The 22904-nt window shown below is 68.4% G+C and carries 19 protein-coding genes and 1 pseudogene; 8 read left to right on the top strand and 12 right to left on the bottom strand.

Annotated features, from left to right (window positions below; translation table 11 throughout):
• Positions 1-7: 7 nt before the first annotated feature.
• Positions 8-625, bottom strand: coding sequence for a hypothetical protein (locus QHF83_RS32805; protein WP_282421942.1), 618 nt, complete (start codon positions 623-625; stop codon positions 8-10).
• Positions 626-886: 261 nt separating this feature from the next.
• Here QHF83_RS32805 and QHF83_RS32800 point away from each other — a divergent pair, with 261 nt between their 5' ends.
• Positions 887-1633, top strand: a complete 747-nt coding sequence (locus tag QHF83_RS32800) for a DNA-binding protein (RefSeq protein WP_282421941.1) — start codon at positions 887-889, stop codon at positions 1631-1633.
• A 199-nt stretch (positions 1634-1832) separates the two neighbouring features.
• The gene (locus tag QHF83_RS32795; protein ID WP_282421940.1) at positions 1833-2555 is read left to right on the top strand and encodes a class I SAM-dependent methyltransferase; all 723 of its coding nucleotides are present in this window, start codon (positions 1833-1835) and stop codon (positions 2553-2555) included.
• Positions 2556-2575: 20 nt separating this feature from the next.
• On the opposite strand, the gene QHF83_RS32790 is transcribed toward QHF83_RS32795, so the two are convergent.
• Positions 2576-5107, bottom strand: a complete 2532-nt coding sequence (locus tag QHF83_RS32790; protein WP_282421939.1) for an O-antigen ligase family protein — start codon at positions 5105-5107, stop codon at positions 2576-2578.
• 180 nt (positions 5108-5287) lie between these two features.
• On the opposite strand from QHF83_RS32790, the gene QHF83_RS32785 reads away from it, so the two are divergent.
• Both QHF83_RS32785 and QHF83_RS32780 read left to right on the top strand, forming a co-directional pair.
• Positions 5288-6718, top strand: coding sequence for a hypothetical protein (locus QHF83_RS32785; protein WP_282421938.1), 1431 nt, complete (start codon positions 5288-5290; stop codon positions 6716-6718).
• Positions 6719-6844: 126 nt separating this feature from the next.
• Positions 6845-7198, top strand: coding sequence for a hypothetical protein (locus QHF83_RS32780; protein WP_282421937.1), 354 nt, complete (start codon positions 6845-6847; stop codon positions 7196-7198).
• A gap of 21 nt (positions 7199-7219) precedes the next feature.
• Here the strand turns inward: QHF83_RS32780 and QHF83_RS32775 are convergent, their stop codons facing one another.
• The 7 genes from QHF83_RS32775 to QHF83_RS32745 form a co-directional block, all read right to left on the bottom strand.
• Positions 7220-7861, bottom strand: coding sequence for an acyltransferase (locus QHF83_RS32775; protein ID WP_348980492.1), 642 nt, complete (start codon positions 7859-7861; stop codon positions 7220-7222).
• A gap of 3 nt (positions 7862-7864) precedes the next feature.
• On the bottom strand, positions 7865-9325 hold the full coding sequence (locus tag QHF83_RS32770) for a glycosyltransferase family 39 protein (protein WP_282421935.1): 1461 nt from the start codon (positions 9323-9325) through the stop codon (positions 7865-7867).
• 32 nt (positions 9326-9357) lie between these two features.
• Positions 9358-9627: a preprotein translocase subunit SecG gene (gene secG / locus QHF83_RS32765; RefSeq protein ID WP_282421934.1), complete on the bottom strand. Its 270-nt coding sequence runs from the start codon at positions 9625-9627 to the stop codon at positions 9358-9360.
• Positions 9628-9644: 17 nt separating this feature from the next.
• Positions 9645-10430: a triose-phosphate isomerase gene (gene tpiA / locus QHF83_RS32760; RefSeq protein WP_348980493.1), complete on the bottom strand. Its 786-nt coding sequence runs from the start codon at positions 10428-10430 to the stop codon at positions 9645-9647.
• A 2-nt stretch (positions 10431-10432) separates the two neighbouring features.
• Positions 10433-11665, bottom strand: a complete 1233-nt coding sequence (locus QHF83_RS32755; RefSeq protein WP_282421932.1) for a phosphoglycerate kinase — start codon at positions 11663-11665, stop codon at positions 10433-10435.
• Positions 11666-11669: 4 nt separating this feature from the next.
• Positions 11670-12692, bottom strand: coding sequence for a type I glyceraldehyde-3-phosphate dehydrogenase (gap, locus tag QHF83_RS32750; protein ID WP_282421931.1), 1023 nt, complete (start codon positions 12690-12692; stop codon positions 11670-11672).
• A gap of 301 nt (positions 12693-12993) precedes the next feature.
• Entirely contained in the window at positions 12994-15081 is a 2088-nt protein-coding gene (locus tag QHF83_RS32745) for a hypothetical protein (protein WP_282421930.1), read from the bottom strand.
• Between the two features lie 605 nt (positions 15082-15686).
• Between QHF83_RS32745 and QHF83_RS32740 the strand changes: the two genes are divergently transcribed.
• Both QHF83_RS32740 and QHF83_RS32735 read left to right on the top strand, forming a co-directional pair.
• Positions 15687-16460 carry a hypothetical protein gene (locus tag QHF83_RS32740; RefSeq protein WP_282421929.1) on the top strand — a complete coding sequence of 258 codons (774 nt, stop codon included), beginning with the start codon at positions 15687-15689 and terminating at the stop codon, positions 16458-16460.
• A 3-nt stretch (positions 16461-16463) separates the two neighbouring features.
• Positions 16464-18302, top strand: a complete 1839-nt coding sequence (locus QHF83_RS32735) for an FG-GAP-like repeat-containing protein (protein WP_282421928.1) — start codon at positions 16464-16466, stop codon at positions 18300-18302.
• A 51-nt stretch (positions 18303-18353) separates the two neighbouring features.
• Here QHF83_RS32735 and QHF83_RS32730 read toward each other — a convergent pair whose 3' ends face one another.
• Both QHF83_RS32730 and trxA read right to left on the bottom strand, forming a co-directional pair.
• Positions 18354-20303 (bottom strand): serine/threonine-protein kinase, encoded by a 1950-nt coding sequence (locus tag QHF83_RS32730; RefSeq protein WP_282421927.1) that lies wholly within the window; start codon positions 20301-20303, stop codon positions 18354-18356.
• A gap of 108 nt (positions 20304-20411) precedes the next feature.
• Positions 20412-20735 (bottom strand): thioredoxin, encoded by a 324-nt coding sequence (gene trxA, locus QHF83_RS32725; protein ID WP_282421926.1) that lies wholly within the window; start codon positions 20733-20735, stop codon positions 20412-20414.
• A gap of 172 nt (positions 20736-20907) precedes the next feature.
• On the opposite strand from trxA, the gene QHF83_RS32720 reads away from it, so the two are divergent.
• Complete coding sequence (locus tag QHF83_RS32720; RefSeq protein WP_282421925.1) at positions 20908-21630, top strand: polyprenol monophosphomannose synthase; 723 nt, start codon at positions 20908-20910, stop codon at positions 21628-21630.
• Positions 21631-21632: 2 nt separating this feature from the next.
• Here QHF83_RS32720 and QHF83_RS32715 read toward each other — a convergent pair whose 3' ends face one another.
• Positions 21633-22502, bottom strand: a complete 870-nt coding sequence (locus QHF83_RS32715; RefSeq protein WP_282421924.1) for a hypothetical protein — start codon at positions 22500-22502, stop codon at positions 21633-21635.
• On the opposite strand from QHF83_RS32715, the pseudogene QHF83_RS32710 reads away from it, so the two are divergent.
• Positions 22501-22904, top strand: a pseudogene (locus QHF83_RS32710) (hypothetical protein); the annotation flags it as partial. The gene QHF83_RS32715 and the pseudogene QHF83_RS32710 sit on opposite strands and share 2 nt — an antisense overlap.

Below are 22904 nucleotides of genomic sequence, written 5' to 3'. Positions count from 1 at the left end.
ACGCCTTTCAGGAGCCGGACAACGGATTCACGCCGTTGTACGCGGCGAATTTGTACAGCGAGAGCGTGGCACCGTTCGTTCCAAGGCCGAGCGCCGTGTTGATGACGGAGGACAACCCATTGCACGCCCCGCTGCCCGAGCCGCTCAGCGCGGGAATGGTGAAGGCGCTCGACGTCGTGTCATCCCAGTTGCCGGTGACGTAGATGGTGAACGTGGCCGTCTGGCAGTTGAGCGTCGTGACGCCGTTCACGGGTTCCACGAATTGCGCCCTCGCCGTCATCGTCCAGTTGATGTCGGGGTCAGCTCCCGAAAGGTCGGTGGTGCCCGAGACATCGGTGAAGAGGAGCCGCACGGAGATAGGATTGCCCCCAATGAACGCGTCCGTTGGCACCGCCTGCATCGTCGATCCGACGAAGCCCATGTTGCCGGCGCTGTCGGTGTCCGCCGTGAAGTAGTTGACCGTGGAGAGGTTGGTCGCCGACTTGCCGTTCGAGAAATCCAGGAACGGGATGCTGCTGTTTTGTTCGAACCTGAACGTGCAGTTGAGGCCTGGATTGTCGATGGGGCTGGCCTGGGCGCTTCCGGCGCTGAGCGTGACGCATGCAATCGTCGAAATGCTGGCCATCAACCAAGATACTTTTCGAAACATGCAACCTGCCTTTGTCCCCCTCCGCACGGCTACACTGGCCGATCCGCGAAAGTCAACTCCAAAATGTAGCGCGCAAAAGTACGGCGCCCATCCACTTGTGCTTGTGTAAACACCCATCGATAACGTGAAACAACCCACTTGCACTCGCGATGTGATATAGCGACCAGCTCGCGGTTCGCGCGCGTCGTCAATACCGCGCTGGTCTTCGGGCACGGTTCTGGCCACAGGAAGATATTCATGAGCATCGAGACACGAATCCACCACCGCAAACCGTCCGTGAAACGAAATGGCATTCGAACGAATCGCTCCTCGTTCGCTCGCCTATCTCCTCTCTTCCTCGGATGCTTCTTCTTTGTCGGGTGCGGCGACGAGCCGCAGACCGAGGTCCCTCCGACGGAGCTCACCTCCATCGCCGAAGCCCGCGCGCTGCCGCTCGGGAAGGTCGCGAAGGTGGAGGGCTTCGTCACGGTCGAGCCGGGGACGTTCGCCTCCGCGACCGGGGAGGTAGGTTTCGCGCTCCAGGACGATACGGCCGGGCTTTACGTGCGCCTCGACGAGCCGCTCCAGGCGGCCGTCGGAGCGCACGTGCGCGTCGAGGGGACCCTGGGAGATATGTCGAAGCTGACGACATTGATCTCCGACCCCACCCGCGTCGATGTGCTCAGCGGCTCGAGCGTGCTCGCGCCGAAGGACGTGAAGACCGGCGAGGTGAACGAATCGACCGAAGGTCTGCTCGTGCGTGTCGCGGGCAAGGTGACGAAGGCGCTGGTGGACGACAGACCTTACGGCATGAAGGTCTACGTGGACGACGGCTCGGGCGAGGTGCAGATCTTCGTCCACCTCGTCGGCGCGGACGCGACGCCCCTCATCGATACGTCGAAGCTCGGTGTGGACCAGGCGGTGGAGGTGACGGGGTTTTCCATGCAATACGAGACGACATACGAGATTTCCCCGCGCGCAGCCGCCGACCTCGTGCTGAAGTAGGCTCAGCCTCGCTGCTGGCCGCACGGAGGCCCGCAAGCTCAACCCCTCCGATAGCTTCGTCGTCTTCTCGCAGCGCCCGCTCCCGCCTCGAAAGATCCGCCGATCGGAGCGAAAGCCCCGCCCTGTCGTGCGTGTGCCGGGATCGCTACTTTCTCGCTTGCAGATGGGCCGATGACCGTCGGCCGAAGGAGAGCGGGTGATGAAAACGGACGAGCACGGAAACCATGCGGTGATCTTCGGGCGCGAGCGTGCATTGAAATACGATAGCCAGGTGCGCCACTCGATCGAGGGCTACGATGCCATGCACCAGGTCGCCGCGGAGGTGCTCGTCGCGTCGCTCCCGGGCCAGAAGGCCGCGTCGCTTTTGATGGTCGGCATCGGGACCGGCAGCGAGGTGAAGCCGTTCGCGCGCCACGGAGGAGCCGACTTTCATTTCACGGGCGTCGATCCCTCGCCGGAGATGATCGCCGTTGCCAGGGAGAAACTCGCGGCGGCAGGCCTCCTCGAACGGACGAGCTTGCATGCCTGCGAGCTCCGCGATCTCCCGCGCGGGCCTTCGTTCGACGGCGCGCAGATGATCGGCGTCCTGCACCATCTTCCGGACGATGACGCGCGTATCGCGCTCCTGCGGGAGATCGCCGGGAGGCTCGCGCCGGGGGCGCATTTCGTGATCGGTTGCCGGGTTGGAGACGAGCCGCTGCTCAGGGCCGTCGAGGAGCAGCGGAGCATCGCGAATGGAGGGTCGGCCGAGGCGGTGGAGCACCGACGACGAGCAATGGCATCGATGCGGATCCCGGCCTCGGATGCCGAGGTCTTCGCGCTCCTCGGCCAAGCTGGCTTCGTGGCGCCTCGTTTCATTTTCGGCGAGCTGCAGTTCAAAGTGTGGGTGGCGCGCTACGAGCCATCCACGATCGGGGCGTGACGCCACGCGAGAACTCCTCGCTACGGCCCCCCCAGCGCCTTCGCTCGCTCCTCCGCAATCCGCTTCCTGAGCTCCTCCGTCATTCCCCGCTTCTGCGCGGCCCGCTCCAGCGCATCCGCCGCCTGCGCGTGCGCGCCCGATCGGCTCGCGGCATCCGCGAGCGCGAGCCACCGCGCCTCGGTTGGCTCCTCGCGGGCCGCGCGCGCATGAAGCGTGAGCGCGGAGCCGCTGTCGCCGCGGCCCTCGCGGATGCGCGCGAGGAAGGACGCGGTCTCGGCGCACGCGGAGGCCGAGAGGCATGTCGCGGCGAGCAGGTCCTTGCTGGCCGCGTCGATGCGCGCGACGCCGGGGACGCGAGAGGCGATCTCGACGCGGGCGCGCAGGCAACCGACGCGATCCGTGACCCGCGCGCAGCGCGCCGCGAGCCGGGCCTCGGCGTCCTCGCTCTTGCCCTCGGTGACGAGCCTCTCCGCGCGGATCCGGTCGGCCACGAAGTCCCCGGGGAACGCAGCCTCGAGCGCGGCTGCGTGGGCTTCGATCTCGCGCGCGCAGCGGGCGCGGTCGTCACACGTGCCCTTCGCGAGCGCGTCGAGCAGGGCGTTCGCGGCGCGCACGCGAGGGCCGTTTGCGCCGGGGTTTCGCGTGATCGCCTCGGCGTCGAGGCGCGCGCTGAGCGCCGCGTTGCCGAGGTTGCGCGTTTGTACGGCGAGCTCGTCGAGCATGGGCGCGCCGGCTTTGCCCTCGGGGACCGCGCCGAGCAGTTCGTCGAACTCCTTGGAGATCCGCGCCGCGAACACACCCGCGGGGCCGACGAGCGAGCCGTCTTGCGTGACGGCGATTCGAAGCTCCAGCAACGCCTGGCGGCGCGCGCCGCGGCTCGCGAGGACCTGCGCGAGCAAGAGGTGCGCGCGGCCGTTGACGTGGCCTCGTTCGAGCGTGCGTTGCAGCCACGGCAGTGCGCTCTCGCGTTTGCCCTGGTAGGCCGCGAGCGCGCCGATGAGCGGGAAATAAGGCTCGGCCGGATGGCGGCGCATCGCCACGCGGAGCGCGCCTTTCAGCGCGTCGTGCGCGGCCGGATCCGCGGGGTTCGTCGCGTCGTAGGTCTTCCGGATCGCGTCGCGCTCGGCGCCGACGTCGGGATGTCCGAACCCGAAGGAAGCTGCGGCGAGCGCGAGGCCGACGAGGAGCGTGAGGGTCGGCGCGAGGCGCGCGAGCTTGCCCGGGGCCTTCGCGGCGAGGCCGCGGGACGGGCGCGAGCGCGCGCGATCGCCCCACAACGAGCCGAGCACCGTCGCGAGCGCGAAGCAGACGGCGGGGATCTCCAGCGAGAGGTCGGCGAGGTTCTGGAGCAGGACCACGACGACGCCCGTGAACGCGGACGCCGCGAGCCGGCTGCGCAAGGCGCCGAGGCGCGAGGGGGCGAGCGCCCAGGCAAACAGAGCGAGCGCGACGAGCGCGACGGGCGCGCCCCACTCGACGAGCCACTGCGCCGGGAAGTTCTCGACGTACGCGAAGACGACGTGGCCCGAGCTCTCGCGGTACGCGGGGAAGACGCTCTCGAAGGCGCCGCGGCCGATGCCGAAGATCGGGTGCTCGCGCAGGACGGGCAGCGCCCAGAGCACCATCTGGAGTTTGTCGATGTTCTTGTCGTAGAGCTCGAACCACGTGTCGCGCGTGCCGCCGAGCAGCGCGAGCGCAGCGCCGCCGACGAGCGCGCCGCCGAGGAGAAAACGAAGCGAGGGGTCGGTGACGCCTGCGCTGCCGCCGCGGCGCGCGGCGCGGACGCGGAGCAGGAGCGCGAGCAGGAGGACGCCGAGGATCAAGGCGATCACGCCGCCGCGCGAGGCGGAGGTGACGTCGACGGCGACGAGGAACGCGACGCCCGAAGCGACGAGCCAGCGCGGCAGAACGGGCTCGTGCATGAGGACGAGGCCCATGCCCGCGAGCGCGCCGAGGTTCAGGTAACCCGCGAGGGTGTTCGGGTTGATGAGCGGTCCGACGTGCCACGGCGGCAGCGAGACCGACGGCGCATAAAAGCCGTAGACCTTGGTCATGCCCGCGAGGCCGTGCACGACCGTGACGAGCGCGACGGCGACGGCCGAGGCGAAGACGGTCGTGACGCCGGTGGCCGCGCCGCGCCGCGCGGAGACGGCCGCAGAGGCGGTGAAGATCGCGGCGTAGGAGGACCACTTCAGGGCCTCGACGATCGTGCTGCCCGGATCGAGCGAGAGGCTCGCGAAGCGTGGGCCGGCCTCGCCGAAGGGCAGGAGCGCGCGCGACCAGACGTCGGCGTTGCCCGGCGCGATGCGCTCGAGCACGGCCATGGGCAAGGGCACGGCTTGCAGGAGCGTGTACGCGGCGAGGGCGATCGCGAGGATCGCGGGCAACGCGAGGGAGATCGATCCTTTGCGTTCTTGCTCGCGGCGCAGCGCGAGCGCGGCGGCGACGAAGGCGAAGGGCGCGAGGAGGGCGACGACGCGGACGTGGACGCCGCCGAGCGCGAGCGCGGAGCTCGCGACGGTGAAGGCGACGAGGGCGGCGAGGGGGCGCACGGAGCCTGGCCCTCCGCGATCTCGGCTCGGGCTGGATCGGGACGTGGGAGGCATCCGAGGTTCGTGATCCGGGCGTGCGGGAGTGGCGCCAGTGTATCGCAGAACGATCGGGAGCCGGGGCGCGAGATGTCGCCGCGCGTTCGTTGACGCCGGGCCGTGTTCCGCCGAGGATCACGGGTCATGGAACGTGCGTCTTGCCGCGGGCGTCGCGGCCTTGCTTCTCTTGGGATTTCCGGCATCGCTGCGCTCGTGACGGGCGCCTTGCTCGGCGGGTGTCTCGATCAGCTGGGGTCCCTGCCGCCGGGGCAAGGGCCGTCGAGCTCGAGCTCGTCGACGAGCGGGAGCGGAGGCGACGGGACGGGGGGCGTCGGCGGCGTCGGTGGGACGGGGAGCGTCGGCGGAATGGGCGGCGTCGGTGGGACGGGCGGCGTCGAGGTCGGTGGAATGGGCGGCGTCGGCGGAATGGGCGGCGTCGGTGGAATGGGCGGCGGGGGGCCGATTGCCATCAAAGAATGGGAGGCGACGGCGCCTCCGGCGGGCATTGTGCCGGTTTACACATTGCCGAGCGATTGGCTCAAAATTCAGTGCGGCACGGGCGACAGGACCTCGCAGGTGGGGCCGCACAGCCTGAAGCGCCCCTACCTTGCGGACGCCGCGCGTCCGAGGAACGTAGGGCCAGGCTGGGGGCTCAGCGTGGAGAGCGTGCGAAAGAACAAGATCAGGAACAGCGACTCGTGGAGCGCGATCGTTGGCGGCGGGTGGTCCGTCCCCGCGGCGGCGATGGCGCACCTGCCGGCGCAACTCGATCCTGCCGGCGGGATTGCCGCGTCCGAGTTCACCTCGGCGGGGAGCCAGCAATCGTATTATGCGAGCCCGCCGGCAGGGTATGCGACCGCCTGGTTGAAGGGCGTGGGAGACTCGGGGCCGTTCTCGAATTTCGTCGTGGGGGACGCGAAGTGGAACTGGGTCACGGTCGACGACGGCGCGAACTGGAAGCGGTACGAGGTCGGCGCATCCTCGGGGTATTTCCTCCTCGAGACGCGCGTGGGCCCCGAAGGGATGCCGCCGGCGATCAGCGCGCAGACCAAGACCCTGGCCTACGGCGCGCAGCAGGAGACCCTGGGGAACGACAAGGGCCCGAAGTACCCGTCGAGTTACATCCCGACGCAGGCCACGGAGCGGACCCGGGACGCCGATGTGCTCTCGGTCATCGCCCCGCCGGTGGTCGCGCCGGGAGGCTACTTCCATGTCCGGATTCGATTCGCCCCGAACTATGCGACCTCCGAGAACGCGGAGAACGAGCACGACCTGCTGTACATCAATGGCGACAACCGCCTGTATTTCCGGCTCACGGACGGGAAAATCGTGTTTCGCATCAACAAGATCGAGCTCGACTCCGCGGCGCTCACGTGGACGCGGGAGCAGGTGATCGAGGTCGAGGCGATTCATTCGGCGACCGAACAATGGCTGCGCGTGTCCGGGGGCGGCACCTTCTCGGGGCCGGCGCAGCCCCCCGTCCCGACGAACAACCCATTCTACGTCCTCGGCAACACGTCCGGCGCCCAGGAGTGCGCGGATCTGCGGTACCTCGGGTTCTTCGAGCCCAATTGAAATCGTCTTGTCAAGGTAGAGTTTTCCTGCCGAGATGGAAGTCGCAATCGAAGGAAAATCGGTCCCCGTCCGCTTGACGTCTACCAGGACCGTGCGCAAAAAGACCCTGCTCTCCCGGAGAACCAAATGAGCAAAACTCTCGCGGTCGTTCTCGCACTTGGTGTTTGCGGCGGCGCCGGCGTGGCGGCGTTCGCCTACATGAAGAAGCCCGAGCGCGCTGCCTGCGTGCGTATCGCCGATCTCTGCGGCGAAAAGAACGGGACGAAGGACGACCTCGACCGGTGCGTCGAGGATGTGGAGCAGTGGCGCAAGGTCGCCGGCGACGAGCCGGTCGACAAGGGCATCGAGTGCGTCGACGAGGCCAAGACCTGCGGCGAAGCCATGGGCTGCGTCGCAGGCGCCGGCATGAAGGGCTTCCAGAACGTCGTGGACGATTTCTTCAAAGGTCTCGGCAAGGGCCTCGGCGGCGGCAGCAAATAGCCCCGAGACGCCCTCACCCCCTCACGATCGCACGTAAGGCTTCCCGAGGTCGCGCCCGCCCGACGGCAGCGGCGCATCCTCGGGAAGATCCAGGCAACGGACGAGCCCCTCCTCGATCCGGTATCGATATCCGCTCTCCGGACAAACCATGATCCCATCGGGCCCAGGGCGCCCGAGCTTCTGCCCGTGCCGGCTCATGCTCCCCGTGCGTCGCGCAGGGACGCCCGTCATGAGCGCATAATCGGGGACGTCGCGCGTGACGAGCGCGCCCGCGCCGACGAAGGCATGACGGCCGATGGTGGTGCCGCACAGGATCGTCGCATTCGCGCCGATCGTCGCGCCGCGGCGGATCAAGGTCTTTTCATAGAGGCCGCGGCGATCGATCTCGGCGCGGGGGTTCGTGACGTTCGTCAGGACGCACGAGGGGCCGAGGAAGACCGAATCCTCGACGATCGTGCCCTCGTACAGGGAGACGTTGTTCTGGATCCGCACGTCGTCCCCGACGATGACGCCGCTCGCGACGAAGACACCCTGGCCGAGCACGCAGCGCTTGCCAATCCGGGCGCCCGGCATGATGTGGCAGAAATGCCAGATGCGCGTGCCTTCGCCAATGGAGGAAGGCTCGTCGACATAGGAGGAGGGGTGCACGAAAGGAGCTTGCATCAATCAGCGGCTCCCTTGCTCCCAGAGCCCGAACGGGCCGTGCACGGCGCGCGGCGGGCCGAGGACGGCCGCCGCAGGGCTTTCCATGCGCCCGAGGAGGAAGCGCGCGTGGGCTTCGGCGAGGCGGCGCGGCAGGCCGTCGGGGGCGTCGAAGGTGGAGACGGAGGCGGGTTTGCGAGGGTCGAGGTCGCGATCGAGGACGACGTCCTCGGGGCGGCCGAGGGCGGCGGTGATGGCGAAATGGCCATAATCGCGGACCTCGACGAGGATACGCTCGCCCGGGGGGACGAGGGCGCGCGCGGCGGCGCCGATGGCGACCTCGTCCGTGCGCGGGATGAAGTCCTCGCCGCGGAACCAGCGGCGGACGATGACGAGGCTGAAGACGAGGAGCGCGATGGCCGCAGCGCCGGCGCCGAGGCGAGCGTCGCGGCTGGCGCGCGGGAGCAACGTGGCCGCGAGGTCACCGACGAGGAGCGCGCAGAGGAGGAGGCCGACGAGGAGGGCACGCTCGGGGTGATGGGTCGGGGCGCCGTCCTTGACGAGCGCCGCCGAGAGGGTGACGAGCTGGAAGAGAGCAAGGGCGAGCGGGCGCGCATACGGGCGGAGGGCTTCGCGGGCCGGCGCGCGGAGCGAGGGGAGCGCGGCGAGGGCGAGGAGAACGGCGAGCGCGCTGAAGAGCTCGGGCTCGTGGCGGGCCATCGCGAGCGGGTAGGCGAAGAGGCGCGCGAGAGGAGCGTCGTCCTCGCCGCCGAGGGCGCGGCGATAGGCGGCGACGCGATCGAGGAAGTCGAGGGCGCTGCCGCGGGCGACGTGGTTCCAGAGGACCCAGAGCAGAGGGCCGAGGAGCGCGAGGGCCGCCGCGAGGATGAAGAGGGCGCGGTGTTTGCCGGAGCGTTCGCGATCACGGAGAGCGTCGAGGCCGGTGAGCGCGGCAAACGCGGCCGCGATGGGCCAGACGTCGTAACGAGAGAGGGTGGCGCCGAGGAGCGCGAGGCCGCCGAAGAGGCGCGCGCGAGGTTCGCGTGGGCCGACGAGGGAAGCCATCGCGAAGAGGGCGAGCGCGGCGGTGGGGAGCTCGGGGACGGTGGCGACGCCGAGGCGCGCGCTCCACGGGAAGACAGCCGCGAGGACGGCGCCGAGGAGGGCGGCGGTTCTGTTCTTCGTGAGGCGCTCGGCCGCGAGCGCGACGAGCACCGCCGAGAGGACGCCGAGGACGAACGCCGTGACGCGCGCGACGAGGAGCGTACGTCCCGCGCCGAGCATGGCGGCGCCCGTGATCCAGAACGGGAAGGGCAGCCAGCTCGTGCCGGTCGGATCGAGCTTCGGCGTGTGGGCGAAGTCTTGCGCGATGACGACCCGCGCGAAGTCGTCGTCGCTGACGGCGCGGAAGCCCGTGGCGATCACGATCGCCGCCGCGATCACCTTGACGAGCGCAACGAGGCCGAGATCGCGCCTCTCTAGCAACGCGGGCAAGTGGATCCGCCTCGGGCGCGGAATTACTTCTGCTGCGTGCTCTCGAACTGCTTGAGCTCGCGATCACCCGCCGAGGACAGATACGCGAGGGACATGCTGGTGAGCATGAAGATCGCGGCGCAGATCGCGGTGAGGCGCGTCATGAAGTTGCCCGCGCCGCGGCCGCCGAAGACCTGCGCGCCGCCGCCGAACGACGAGCCGAGGCCTCCGCCGCGGCCCTGCTGCAGGAGCACCACGAGGATCAGGAAGATACAGACGATGACGTGGATGACGTTGAGCAGAGTGGTCAGCATCGGCGCACGGCGACGTTCTACCCTCGTTCAGCGGCTTCCGCCAGCCGCTCGGCGCTGTCGATGATCTTGCCGAAGCCAGACGCATCGAGGGAGGCGCCGCCGACGAGGGCACCGTCGACGTCCGCCTGGCCGAGGAGGCCCTCGGCATTGTCAGCCTTCACGCTGCCGCCGTAGAGGATGCGCGTGGAGGTGGCGAGCTCCTCCGAGAAGCTGGCGCAGAGTTCGCGGATCTTCGCGTGGACCTCCTGCGCGTCCTCGGGACGGGCGACCTTGCCCGTTCCGATCGCCCAGACCGGCTCGTAAGCGATGACCCCGAAGCCAGGGCGCTTGCCGAGCTCCTCGAGGAAGGCGCGCGTCTGGCGCTCGACGACCTCGAGCGTCTTTCCAGCCTCGCGCTCCTCCAGGGTCTCGCCCACGCAGGCGATCGGGTGGAGCTCGGCGCGGATCGCGGCGGCGATTTTTCGCGCGATGAACTCGTCCGTCTCGCCGAAGAGCTGCCGGCGCTCGCTGTGCCCGAGGATGACCCAGGTCGCTCCGGAGTCCTTGAGCATCGGCGCGCTGATCTCGCCGGTGAAGGCGCCGGCGGGCTCGGGGTGCATGTTCTGCGCGCCGAGCATGACCGCGCTCTTCGCCTCCCAGAGCTCGTGCGCGGCCGCGGCGAGCGCCGTGAACGGCGGGCAGATCACGACGTCGACGCGGGCCGAGCGACGCGCCGCCTCGACCACGCCGGTGGCCAGGCTGCATGCATCCTGGCCGCCGGCGTTCATCTTCCAGTTGCCCGCGATGAGGGGGCGGCGCGCGATGTTCACGACGCTTCCTCCGCCACGGCCGAACGAAGCGCCTCGACGCCCGGCAGCTTGCGGCCCTCGATGAGCTCGAGCGCTGCGCCGCCGCCGGTCGAGATGTGATCCATGCCCTTCGCGATCTCCTCGCCCGCCGCACGAACGGCCGCCGCGCTGTCGCCGCCGCCGACGACGGTGAAGCCCTCGGCGCGGCTCATGATGCGGGCGAGCTCGAAGGTGCCGCTCGAGAACGCCTTCGACTCGAAGAGGCCCATCGGGCCGTTCCAGAAGACGGTCTTCGCGCGCTGGATGGCGTTCCCGAAGAGCTCGACCGTCTTCGGGCCGATGTCGAGCGCCATGGTGCCGTCGGGGATCGCGTCCACGCTCACGGCCGTGCCGCTCGCCGCGTCGAGGCTCTTGGCCACGACGACGTCGACGGGCAAAAGCACCGTGGCGCCGCGCTCACGCGCCTTGTGCAGGATCGTGCGGGCGAGCGGGAGTTTGTCGTCCTCGATCTTGCTCGCCGCGACCTTCTTGCCTTGCGCCGCGAGGAACGTGTTCGCCATGGCGCCGCCGATGCAGAGCGTGTCGACGACGTTGAGCAGCGACTCGACGACGGCGATCTTGTCCGAGACCTTCGCGCCGCCGAGCACCGCGACGTACGGCTTCTCGGGACGATCGAGCAGCCGAGCGAGCGAGCGCAGCTCCTTCAACATGAGCAGGCCCGCGGCGCGATCGCGGATCATGCGAGGCAGCGCGTGCACGGAGGCGTGGGCGCGGTGCGCCGCGCCGAACGCGTCGTCGACGTAGACGTCGCAGAGCTCGGCGAGCTGACGCGCGAAGTTCTCGTCGTCCTTCTCCTCTTCCTCGTGGAAGCGGAGATTCTCGAGCAGGCAGACCTGGCCGGCGCGCAGGTCGTGCGTGACCTTCTTCGGGCCGTCGCCGACGCAGTCGTCGGTCAGGTGCACCTCGTACCCCGTGAGCTCCGCGAGGCGCGCGCCGGCGGGCTCGAGGGAACAGCCCTCGTGCTTGCCCGGCTTCGGACGGCCGAGGTGCGAGGCGAGGATGACCTTCGCGCCCGCGTCGACGGCGAGCTTGATCGTCGGGATCGACTCGCGGATGCGCGCGTCGTCGGTGATCGCGCCCGTCTTCTTGTCGAGCGGGACGTTGAAGTCGACGCGGATGAAGACGCGCTTGTTCGCGAGTCCGGAATCCTTGGCGAGGTCCTCGATCGAGCGGATGCCGGTGAGCTTCATGGCCTCACACGCCCTTCTTGGCCATGAGCTTGGCCAAGTCGATCATGCGGTTCGAGAAGCCCCACTCGTTGTCGTACCAGGAGAAGATCTTCGCGAACCTGTCGCCGATGTGCTGCGTGAGCGTGGCGTCGAAGATGCTCGAGTGCGGGTTGCCGATGTAGTCGCCCGAGACGAGCTGGAGCTCGGTGTACTCGAGGATGCCCTTCATCGGGCCCTCGGCCGCGCGCTTCATCGCGTCGTGGATCGCGTCCTTCGAGAGCGGCTTCTCCGTCTCGACCGTGAGATCCACGAGCGAGACGTCGACCGTCGGGACGCGGATCGCCTGGCCGTCGAACTTGCCCTTGAGCTCCGGGATGACCTCGCTCAGCGCCTTCGCCGCGCCCGTCGACGAGGGCACCATGTTCACCGCCGCCGCGCGCGCGCGTCGCAGATCACCCTTGCGGTGCGGGAGATCGAGGATGTGCTGGTCGTTCGTGTACGAGTGGATCGTGGTCATGAGGCCACGCACGATCCCGAAGTTGTCGAGGATGACCTTCGCGACCGGCGCGAGGCAGTTCGTCGTGCACGAGCCGCACGAGATGACGCTGTGCTTGGCCGGATCGTACTTGTCCTCGTTGACGCCCATGACGACGGTGAGGTCGTGGCCCTTGGCAGGCGCGCTGATGATGACGCGCTTGGCGCCCGCGTTCTGGTGCGCGATGGCCTTCGACTTGTCGGTGAAGAGGCCCGTGCACTCGAGGACGACGTCGACGCCGAGGTCCTTCCACGGCAGCTCCGCAGGGTCCTTCTTCGCGAGGACCTGGATGCGCTTGTCGTCGAGCGCGATGTAGCCGTCGCCATGGCTCACCTTCGCGGCGCGGAACTCGCGATGGATGGAGTCGAAGCGCAAGAGGTGCGCGAGCGTGCCGGCGTCCGTGAGATCGTTGATCGCCACGATCTCGAGATCCTTCTCGCCGCGCTCGACGAGCGCGCGCACGATGCAGCGACCGATCCGGCCGAACCCGTTGATTGCAATCCTCGTCGCCATCGGAGACTCCTGGAAAAAGTGTTGAACGGCGCGATACGTAGTCAGAGGGCTTCGCAGGGTCAAGCGACAGTAGTGTGGCGAACGTTACGGTCGGACGTGAGGGGGCGGGAGGGGAGCTCAGGAGGGCAAGGGGGCTCGGAGAGCGAGTGGCAGCCGAGGCGGGCGGGGCGAGGGGGTGTCGGGCGCGAGAGGGAAGGGAGGGGGCGCGGGCGGGGGGTGGGATCCTGTGAGGTGGAAGGGTGTTTCCCGCGGCGAGGGGGGATCTTCTCGGGGAGGAGAGGGGCGAGGGGCTTCTCCGATGTCAAGGCGGAAACGACTCGTCGAGGGAAAAGCGAAAGAGAGCGCCCCGCTGCGTGTAAACGAGAAGCTCGCGAGCTGGATCGGCGAACGCGATCATCTCCGCTTGATCGAAACGCGGGCCGAAGTCCATTTCGGCGAGCAACGCACCTGTCCGCGTATCGTAAATGAGCAACCTCTGGCTCTCTTCCCAGGGAAACGTGGGCACGACAGCTATGAGATTGCCGCTGGGCGAAAACTGCGTCTTCCAGAACCATCCGAAACGAGGCCAGTGCCCGGAGAGTTTCACCGCATGCCCATCGGACTGATTCAATACCCAGAACTGGTCGGATGATCCCCTTATCAGGGCGAGGGTACCCCTCCGCGTCTTGGTCACGGAGCTCGTCAACGCTTCCATCGGCACGGGAGGGCCTGCATCCTCGAGCTTCACGCTTACCTTGGTCGTGTGTTCGGCGGCGTAATTTTTCTCCTCGGCATGGCGAAAGGGGCCTACTCCTCCGGTGATGGGATCCATCGGGAAGTAGCCCCCCGGCTTTTGGGATGAACGGTACTCGAATTCTGGGGGAATATCATTTGAATGGTTATAGAAGAACTTGCCTCCGCCTGCGGTTCTCAGCAGGGTCGTCAAGACACCATCGTTTGCCCGCCAGACCGCGAGGGAGCTGGGTTTCCTCCCCCACGAGTTCATCGTAAATTCTCCGATTTTAATCTCGGCCGAGAGTGATTCGTTGCCCGTCCAATGTTTCACGAAAGTTATTGGGGCGTTCTCTGGAACCCTCAGCTTTACGCATTTCCCATCGCCGAGCATTCTTGTGCCGTTGCCCTTGCTGTGTGTCGCGACGAAGTGCGTGGCCCCTGGAAGCAGGGCAAAAACCTCGCCCCCGGGAGCGCTCGTCAAGTAGGACTGCGTGTCGATGGACAACAAGCCAAGGCGTTCTCTGGCGTCGGCCCTCGTCACGAGAATATCCGAGCCCGGAAGAACACTATGGATGAGGACATCCGGCCTGAATTTTTCGCGACCTGTGCTCGCGTCGACAATGGCAATGTTCTGTTCAATCGTCTGGAAGAGATAACGCCCGGACCCCGTGAATTCCATGTCACGAAAGAAGCCCTGGTTCTTCCGCCAGCGCTGCTTTCCGGAGCGCACATCCCAGACGGTAACGAAACCGGCGGACGCTTTGTATTTGAGGTCGCTCGGCAGCCCACGGGACAAAGCTTCTTCGAAATGCCGGGAAAACCATGTCACGGCGGCGCTTCCGTCCGGGGAGAGCGCGACCTTGTCCGCACCTCCCACGTCGGCGACTTCGCCCAAAAGCTCGCCCGTGTCCGTGGACCACACGCGGACGCCCGTGGTCAGGGCCGCGAGAGCGCGACCATTCGCACTTGGCGCCACGTCGAGGAGCGCCGATCTCCCGTTCACGACCAGCCGGATGGGTCCGGTGGAAGCATCGGTTGAGAGAGGATTCACGGAGAGCTCCCAGCGGTCGGCAACCCAGGTCGTCTTCGCCCAAACGCGATCGACCTCGACCTCGGGGGAATAGTTGAATCCTTGCAGGCTGAGCCACCGCTCCCCATCGGGGAAAAGCCACGCTCGCGGCGCCGGAGGTTTTTGAGAGTTCAGGACCTTGGTCAGCGCCTTGGGGTGCACCTCGGCGAATCGGAAGACGCTCGTGAAGTTCCACTCGTAACTCACATATCCATCGAGCGCGGGGCGAGGGAATTTGGTGATCGGTGGCTGCGGATAATTGGAAAGCTTATCATTAATGAGCGGCAGCGTCCACACCGCGTCTTTGTCTTCGTCGGTTCCTTCTCCGCTCATGAGGTCGACGCGGCGAAACCCTGTCTTTATTTTGAAGATCCCCGTGCGCCCGTCCGGCGTGATCATGAGGGGACTCAGTTCGGCATACGGCGGGAGATCAATCACGCGACGGAGCGTCAAGTCGGCCACATCCCACACGAATAGCCCGTGGCCTAAGGTGAACATGCGCTTGCCGTCACGCGTCGCAAAGTAGCCGATGCCAGGCGTGATGCGGTCGTCACCGCCCACGGCGAGGAGTTTGACGTGGTCCCCGCCCAGGGTGACGCGTGGCATCACCCACGTATCCATACCCGGGCCGTCGACAGGGCGGAGCGTAAAGGCGTTCTCCGTGTTGTCCTTGCACGGTTCCGGCGGCGTTCCAGGATGCGTGACACTCAATAGGACGACAGGTCCGGGAGAAGAGGCGCACGAGGCAGGCGCCATCAGGAGCATCCCCGCGAGAAGCGCGCGCGCATGGAGTCGTTCGGAGCAGACCATAACCGCACTCTCGCATGTCGGAGGGCGTGTTCCCAGGGCAGAAGGAGGCGTTTCGCCGGGGCGCCGCCCCGGACCCCGCGGGGGCTATCCGCCCCTCGACCCGGACCAGCGCAAGCGCTGGACTCGTGGTGGAAGAACTGCGCGATGCGCAGTTCTTCCAACGGCCGGTGGCAAGACCAGGGACAGCGTTGCCAATCATGGCGGTCTCGATTGGCAGGGTCGTACCTGGTCTTGCCTCGACCTGTTCGATGAACTGCGCATCGCGCAGTTCATCGACCCTGGGTCCAGCCCCTGGCTGGTCCGGGTCCAGGGGCGGATAGCCCCTGGTGGGGCCTGGGGCAACGCCCCAGCGCGGCGGCTTCGCTCTTGACAGTGCGCTCCTTCCCGTGCGGACTGGCCGCATGGCAAAGCAGGTGACGGATCGACAAGGCGCTGTCGCGCTCGTCGCGTCGGCGGCGGACACGCACGCGGTGCGGTTGCAGCAGAGGTTCCAGGCCATCTTCGCGGCGCATTTGAAGCCGGGGGAGGTGATGCCCGACGTCGGGCTCGTCGCGAACCTCATTGGAAGGCGGCTCGGCGCGGCGAATGCGGCGCTCGTCGAGAAGAGCGACGCGTATGACAAGGAGCTCTCGGACGACGCGGGCCCGCGTGAACGGCGCGACGAGGCGGCGGCGAGGTTGACGAGCGAGATCGTGGAGATTCGCGGCACCCTCGAAGCGGCTTACGGCCCGGCGGTGCTGCGGGAGCTCGGGCTCGATGGCAAGACCGAGGTCGAGCCGAAGGCGATCCTGGCGAAGGCGAAGCGGCTCGTCGACGAACTCGGGCGGCCCGCGAGCGCTTGGCCCAAGCCGCGGCGAAAGGGGGTGACGCTCGACCCGGCTGCATGGATCGCCGACCTGACGGGGCCCATCGCGGGACTCGAGCAAGCCCTTACGGACGTAGCGCGCGAGGCGCGCGAGGCGCAGGCGGCGAGCGACGCGAAAGCCACGGCGATGGCCCACAACGACGACGTGTTCGCGCGATCGGCGGGTTGCCTGTCGGGGCTTTTGCGGCTGGTGGAGGAGGACACGCTGGCGCGGCAGGTGCGTCCGTCGGGGCGGCGTCCGGGTCGGGTGGCGGAGCCGGAGGAGCCGGCGAGCGAGGAGGAGACGGGTCCGGAAGGACAAGAGGCCTGAATCATGCTCGCACGCACGCTCCTTCTCTTTGGTTCCGCGCTGGTCCTCGTCGCCGCGTGTGGATCCGACGCCTTCCCCGATCCTCCGAAGCCCCTGCCCGACGACTGCGGGAACCCCGCGGTGCGTGATGCCCTCGGGGACCAGTCCGCAGGACCGAAGACGTTACGCGTCCGCGCGCGGATCGCCACCAACGCCGCGGGGGAGCTGGCCGTCCCGACGTCCCGGCCCATGTTCGACATGGTCATCCTCAATGCGCATTTCGCGTCGGCCAACATTCAGTTCCTGCTGGTGGACGTGGAGAAGCTCCCCCCGGACGACGCGCTCTACGACATCCCGTATGGCGCGAGCCCCCTCTGCGGGGGCGATCTGCGTTCGCTCTCCGACGACGCGATCCCGATCCTCTATGTGAACACGATCGACTTCGGGAACGGCAACAAGTATGGCGGCAAAGGGAATCATTGCGGCGCAATGATGACCGTATACACCTCCTATGCGATGTTCGGCGATCTCAACGGCGACTTCTCGGCCCCGGAGACGCTGACGCACGAGATCGGCCACGTCCTCGGCCTGAGCCACACGCATGAGTGCTATGAGAACGCCGATTACCCCGAAGAGCCGAAGCTCAACGGGGACCTCGTCGCGGACACGCCGTACGATCCGGGGCCCGTCGGCGACTCGCTCCTCTCGTGCGCGGGCGGCGCGCTTCCAGGTCAGTGTACGATGGACGCGAATTCGTGTGCCGTGGATTGCGCCGACGGATCGACGCCCGACGTCCGCAACTTCATGTCCTATTTTCAGGGATGCCGGAGCCACTTCTCCGCCGGACAGGCGGTCCTCATGCGGTGCGACGTCGAGAAGATGCACCCGGGCGCGCGGTGCGAAAACCGGTGGGCCGAGGGCTTCGGAAAGGACTGGGATGGGTCCTATAGCTTCGATGGCGGCTACAAGAGCTGGCACATCGCCGACGTGGACGGCGACAAGAAGGCCGACGCCGTCCTCCATTACGTCGACGCGGCGCCCGTCGCCTGGGAGGTCGCGCTCTCGAACGGCACCTCGTTCGAGGAAGGCTCGGTATGGAGCGCGGACCACGGCGTCGCCGCGGACGGCGCGGTCGGGGACGTGGATGGAGACGGGAAAGCGGACGCCATTGCCGTCACGGAGGAGGGCACCTGGTCCGTGGCGCGCTCGACGGGGACGTCGTTCGCCGAGCCTTCGATCTGGATCGAGCAACTCCCGGGCGGGTTCCCATACAGACGGCCGCTCGCCGCCGATGTAAACGGCGATGGCAAAACCGACGCCGTGTCGTTCGACGACGAGACGGGGCGATGGTCCGTGGCGCTGTCGACAGGGACCTCCTTTTCGACGCCCGTGCCCTGGATCGAAGGATTCGGCGCAGGTTCGGCGGGCCAATTCCTCGCCGACGTGGACGGCGACGGCAAGGCCGACGCCATCAGCTTCTCGGGCAACGAGGAGTTCAATCCGAGCTATTTCTTGCACGTGGCGCGCTCGACCGGGAGCTCGTTCGAGCCGCCCACGTTGTGGTTCGAACGGCAAGGCAGGGCCAAAGACGTCGATATGATCTTCGCGGACATCGACAAGGACGGCAAGGCCGACGCGATTCGTTATCTTCAGTGGATCGCCGCCTGGTACGTCAACCTCTCGACCGGGACGAGCTTCGCGGAAGGTTACGGAGCCGCCGGCGGCCTCGGCCAGGGGATCTGGTTCCCCTCCTTCCAGGACCAGGCCTTCGGCGCCGCGGGCGACGTGGACGGCGACGGCAAGGCGGACTTCGTCGCGTTCGACTTCCGCAAGGCGGTCTGGACGACGAACCTCTGCCGATAGCGAAAGCCCCTTGACAAGAGGCTCCCTTTCCGACGAGCGCCTCCGCTCAGCTCAGCCCCTCGCGTAGCAGCAGAACGCCGACCCATCCTCGGCGACCACGAGGATCCGCGGCGCGCGAGGCCAGACCAGCAAAAGCCCACTCGTCACCGACGGATCGAGCGGGACACGGATCCACCCGCCCTCCTGCCGTTCGAGCAAGCGCGCGTCCGCGCCCACGGCCCACGCGCCGCCCGTCGAAGGATCGACCGCGACGCCCACGAGATCCCGCGTCGTCTGCACGCTCTCGAGCGTCGCCACCGCGCCGCCGTGCCCCGGCTCGACGCGGAGCGCATGTCCCCCGCTGCCCACCGCGTACGCGACGCCGCCCGGTCCCGCCGAGACGGCGTAAAGGTGCCCCGTTCGCCCCCACGGCACGTCACGCGCGCCGCGCTCGCTGATCTCCACGAGCGTGCCTTGCGTGCCGACCGCGATCACGTGTCCGCTGCTCGTGCGCGTCACGCCCGCGAAGCGCGCGCTCTCCGGCGCGGCGAGCGTCGCCGACGCGCCTTCGGTCGGCAAGAACATCACCACGCCGCCCGGCCGCGAGGCGCGCTCGCCGACGAGCACGATCCCCCGCTCGTCCGCGTGCGCCGCGAGCAGCGTGATCTCGCGCTCCGGGAGCGGGATCCGCCGCAGACCGCCGCGCGGCGAGAGGGCCGCAGCGAGCCCGGCGTCTCCGAAGAGAAGAAGCTCGCCCGAGGGGAGCCGCGACAGACCTCGCACGGCCCGCACGTCGATCCCCGCGGGCAGCGGCGCCAGAGACCACGCGCCGTGCGCGAGCCGATAAAGGCCTCGCGTTCCGAGCGCCACGATCGCGCGTCCCTCCTCGACGACCATCGCCGCGCGCAGCCGCTCGCCCGCGATCGCGGGGCCGAGCATCTCCCACGCGGGCATCGGCGCAGCGACGGGCACGGCCGAGGGCGGCGGCACGGGCATCGCGGCGGCGAGGCGCGCGCCCTCGGTGGATCGCGGGAAGACCGAGTCGAAGCTCACGGGCTCGTCCGGCGTGCTCCCGCCGCTCGCGGTCGGCCGCACCGCTTCTCGCAGGAGCGGCTCCAGCGCGAGCCAGAGCTCGCGGATCGAACCATGCCGCTGGTTCGGATTCGTGCTCGTCGCGCGGCCGATCTCCCGGTCGAGCGCGACCACGAGATCCGGCCGGTCCCGCAGCTCCGCCGGCAGCGTCGCGCGCACGCGGCCGAGCTGCGGCCGGTCGCCCGTCACGAGGCGCAGGATCGCCTTCGGCTTCGGCTCGCCCGACTTCGGCGCGAACGCCGCGGTCCCGCAGAGGAGCTCGTACAGCACGGCCGCGAACGAATACACGTCCACCTCGGGCCCGAACGGCCCCTGCACCTGCCCGAAGCTCTCGGGCGCGCCGTACAGGAAGTTCGGCGGATCCATCGGATCCTGGGGACCGAGATGCGTGACGAACCCGTCCGTGATGCGGGCCGTCTCCTGGCCGCGCTCCTGCGCGATGAGCACGTGCGAGGGCTTGAGATCCCGATGCACGCAGCCCGCCTCGTGCGAGGCGAAGAGCCCCCGGGCCACGTGCCCCATGATTCGCCGCGCGCGCGCCGCGGGCAGCCCGAAGCCGCCGTGCGCGGCGATCACGCGCGCGAGGTTTTGCCCCGGCAGGTACTCGCGGATGAGACACGGCAGCGCGCCGCGAGGGCTGTCGATCGTGCCGTGATCGAGCACGTGCGCGAGCCCCGGGCGATCCGAGAGCGAGGCGAGCGCGCGGTGGAGGAAGGTCGCCTCGCGGGCGAACCGCGTGATCGACGCCGCTCCGTCCACGAGCTCGGGCCGAAACACCTTCACGGCGGCCGGCGCGCCGAGGTGCTCGCTCGTGGTCTTGAAGACCCAGCCGGCTCGACCTTCGCCGACGAGCTCGCCGATCTCGTAACGGACGCCCTGGGCGCCAGAAAGCACCCGGCCGATCAGGCTTTGTCGGAGTTCGGCGTCCACGAGAGCCAAGCTCTACGAGGAAAATGGAGCCGCGAAAAGACGCGAGCGCGAACCCCTCGTGCTCCGAGGGGCCGCGCTCGTACGTTCGTCAGGTTTCGGTGGCTCGTCTTACACGCCGAGCAGCGCGACGAGCTTCTCCTTGCTCGTCAGCCCCGCGTGCGAGCCCGCCTTCGCGCCCCCTTTGAAGACGATCACGGTGGGCACGCTGCGGACGCCGTAGTTCGCCGTGACCTTCGGGTTCTCGTCGATGTCGAGCTTCCCGACCTTGACCTTGCCCTGGTACTCGTCGGCGAGCTTGTCGACGATGGGGGCGAGCGCCTTGCAGGGGCCGCACCAGGTGGCGGTGAAATCCACGAGCACCGGGACGTCGGACTTCAGGACCTCGGACTCGAAATTTGCTTCAGTGAAGGTGAGGACGTTCTTGCTAGCCATGGTGCCTCGTTACTCCGCCGGGCCGTTGGCGCCTGTCGCCGGTGCCCGCACGATCCGGTAGGGCAACGAAACGTAACTTCGAGATTTGGAGCCGACAAGGCTTCCTGCTGACGCTCCCTTTCTGCTACATGACCCCACGCCTCTCCGTGCGTCGGGGAGCACACGAGCTCGAATGGCCCCGCGGATCCTCGTCGTCACGCCGACCTACAACGAGCGTGACAACCTCCCGCGCTTCGTGCGCTCCGTGCTCGAGGTCGTCCCCGATGCGCACGTTCTCGTCGTGGACGACGCCTCGCCCGATGGTACGGGCGCCGTCGCCGACACGCTCGCCGCCGAGGACCCTCGCACGACCGTGCTGCATCGGCCGGGCAAGCTCGGGCTCGGGACGGCCTATGTGGACGCATTCCGGCGCGCGCTCGAGCTCGGCTACGACGTCGTCGTCGAGATGGACGCCGACCTCTCGCACGATCCGAAGTACCTGCCCGCGTTTCTCCAGGCGATCGAGGCGGGCGCGGACGTCGTGCTCGGCTCGCGCAACGTGCCCGGCGGCGGCGTCGTCGGCTGGGGTCCGGGGCGGCACGTGCTCTCGAAGGGCGGTTCGCTCTACGCGCGGAGCATCCTCGGCGTGCCGATCCGCGACCTGACCACGGGTTTCAAGGCTTTTACGCGTCGCGCATTGCTCGCGATCGACATCGAGACGCTGCGCTCGAACGGCTACTCGTTTCAGATCGAGACGACGTACCGCGCGCTGCGGAAAAACCTGCGCGTGACCGAGGTGCCGATCGTGTTCGTCGATCGGCGCGCGGGCCACTCCAAGATGAGCCGCAGCATCTTCGCCGAGGCCGTCGTGGAGGTCTGGCGGCTCCGCTTCGACGCGATGATCGGAAAGCTCTGACGTCAGCGCATGAAGCCACGTCGTTGCAAGCTGACGACGCGGCCGAGAGCGACGACCTTGAGCGCGGCCGGGTGGTTCTCGTACTCGTCCTGCTGCATGTGCGCCTCGGCCACGATGCGCGCCTTGAAGCGCTGGAACATCGGCAGCTTCTTCGTGAGGTTCTCGGGCAGGTACGCGGGCATCGCCGACGGGGAGCCCGCGGGCACGAGGACGCTGCGGATCCAGGGCTCGCCGAAGACCGTGCGTTTCTGGTAGTGCCGCTGCTCGAGCAGCATCCGCTCGGTGTGCGAGTCGAGGTAGCTCGGCGGCAGCATGCGGTTGCCTTGCGCGAAGGCGTCCTTCACCTGCTGCGTGAGCCGCTCGGCCACGCCGCTCGAGGAGGACAGCCACGGCGTCTTCAAGAGCTCGTTCACCGTGTCGACGGTCTCCTTGAGCTTCTTGTCACCCGCGATGAGCGGCGAGACGGCGGTGACCGTGGCTTTCAGCGTCTCGAGCTCGTCGAAGGGGAAGGTGAGCTCGGCCGAGACGAGCACGAGCGGCGGCGTGAAGGTGCCGTCGTCGGCGACGGCGTCGGCGATGGCCTCCTGAATGCCCTCGGCGTCGGTCGTCACGCCCCGCGTGAGCACGGCGAAGACGTCCTTGCGATCACGCACGTCGGGCGGCTCCTCGGGCGGCGGCTCGTCGTCGAAGTCGAGGTCGCGCGGCTCGGGTTTCTTGTCGAGCAGGAGCTTCCAGCTCGGGTGCTCGCGCATCTTCGGCGCGGCCTTCGGGTCGTACCAGATGAGGTCGACGACGTCGCGCGAGGGGCCACGATGCGTGTAAGGCCGCGGCGAGACGGCCGGCGAGGGCGAGGACGCGCCGTCGCTCGGCATGGACCACTGGCCCGCGGCGGCGGCCGCGTTCGAGGCCGCGGCGGCGCCGACGGTCGCGGCGTTCGCGACGGCGACGGGCGGCGGGGGCGCGGCCTGCGAGGCGCTGGAGAACGCAGCGACGGCAGCCGCGCCGGCGAGGCCCGCGGCGGCCATCGCGGTCGCCGTGGGGGCGATCGGGCTCGGCGGAGACAAACCCGCGGCCATGCTGCCGACGGTCGGCGCCGAGATGTTCTCGCCTCCGCCTGTACGCGCGGACGGGTTTGCCCAGGGGCTATCGAGCGGTGAGGGGCTCGGCGAGGGCGCGGCCTGCGGGACACGCGCGGGCGGAGGCGGAGGCGGCGCGGACGGCTGCGCGGCGGGCGTGAACGGCGTCGCGGGCGGCGGCTGGGACGGCGCGGCGGC

The sequence above is a fragment of the Polyangium sp. 15x6 genome (genome assembly GCF_029960785.1).
Lineage (GTDB): Bacteria > Myxococcota_A > Polyangia > Polyangiales > Polyangiaceae > Polyangium.
The sequence above is the reverse complement of the archived record's forward strand: the minus strand, read 5'-3'. Positions and strand labels throughout refer to the sequence as shown.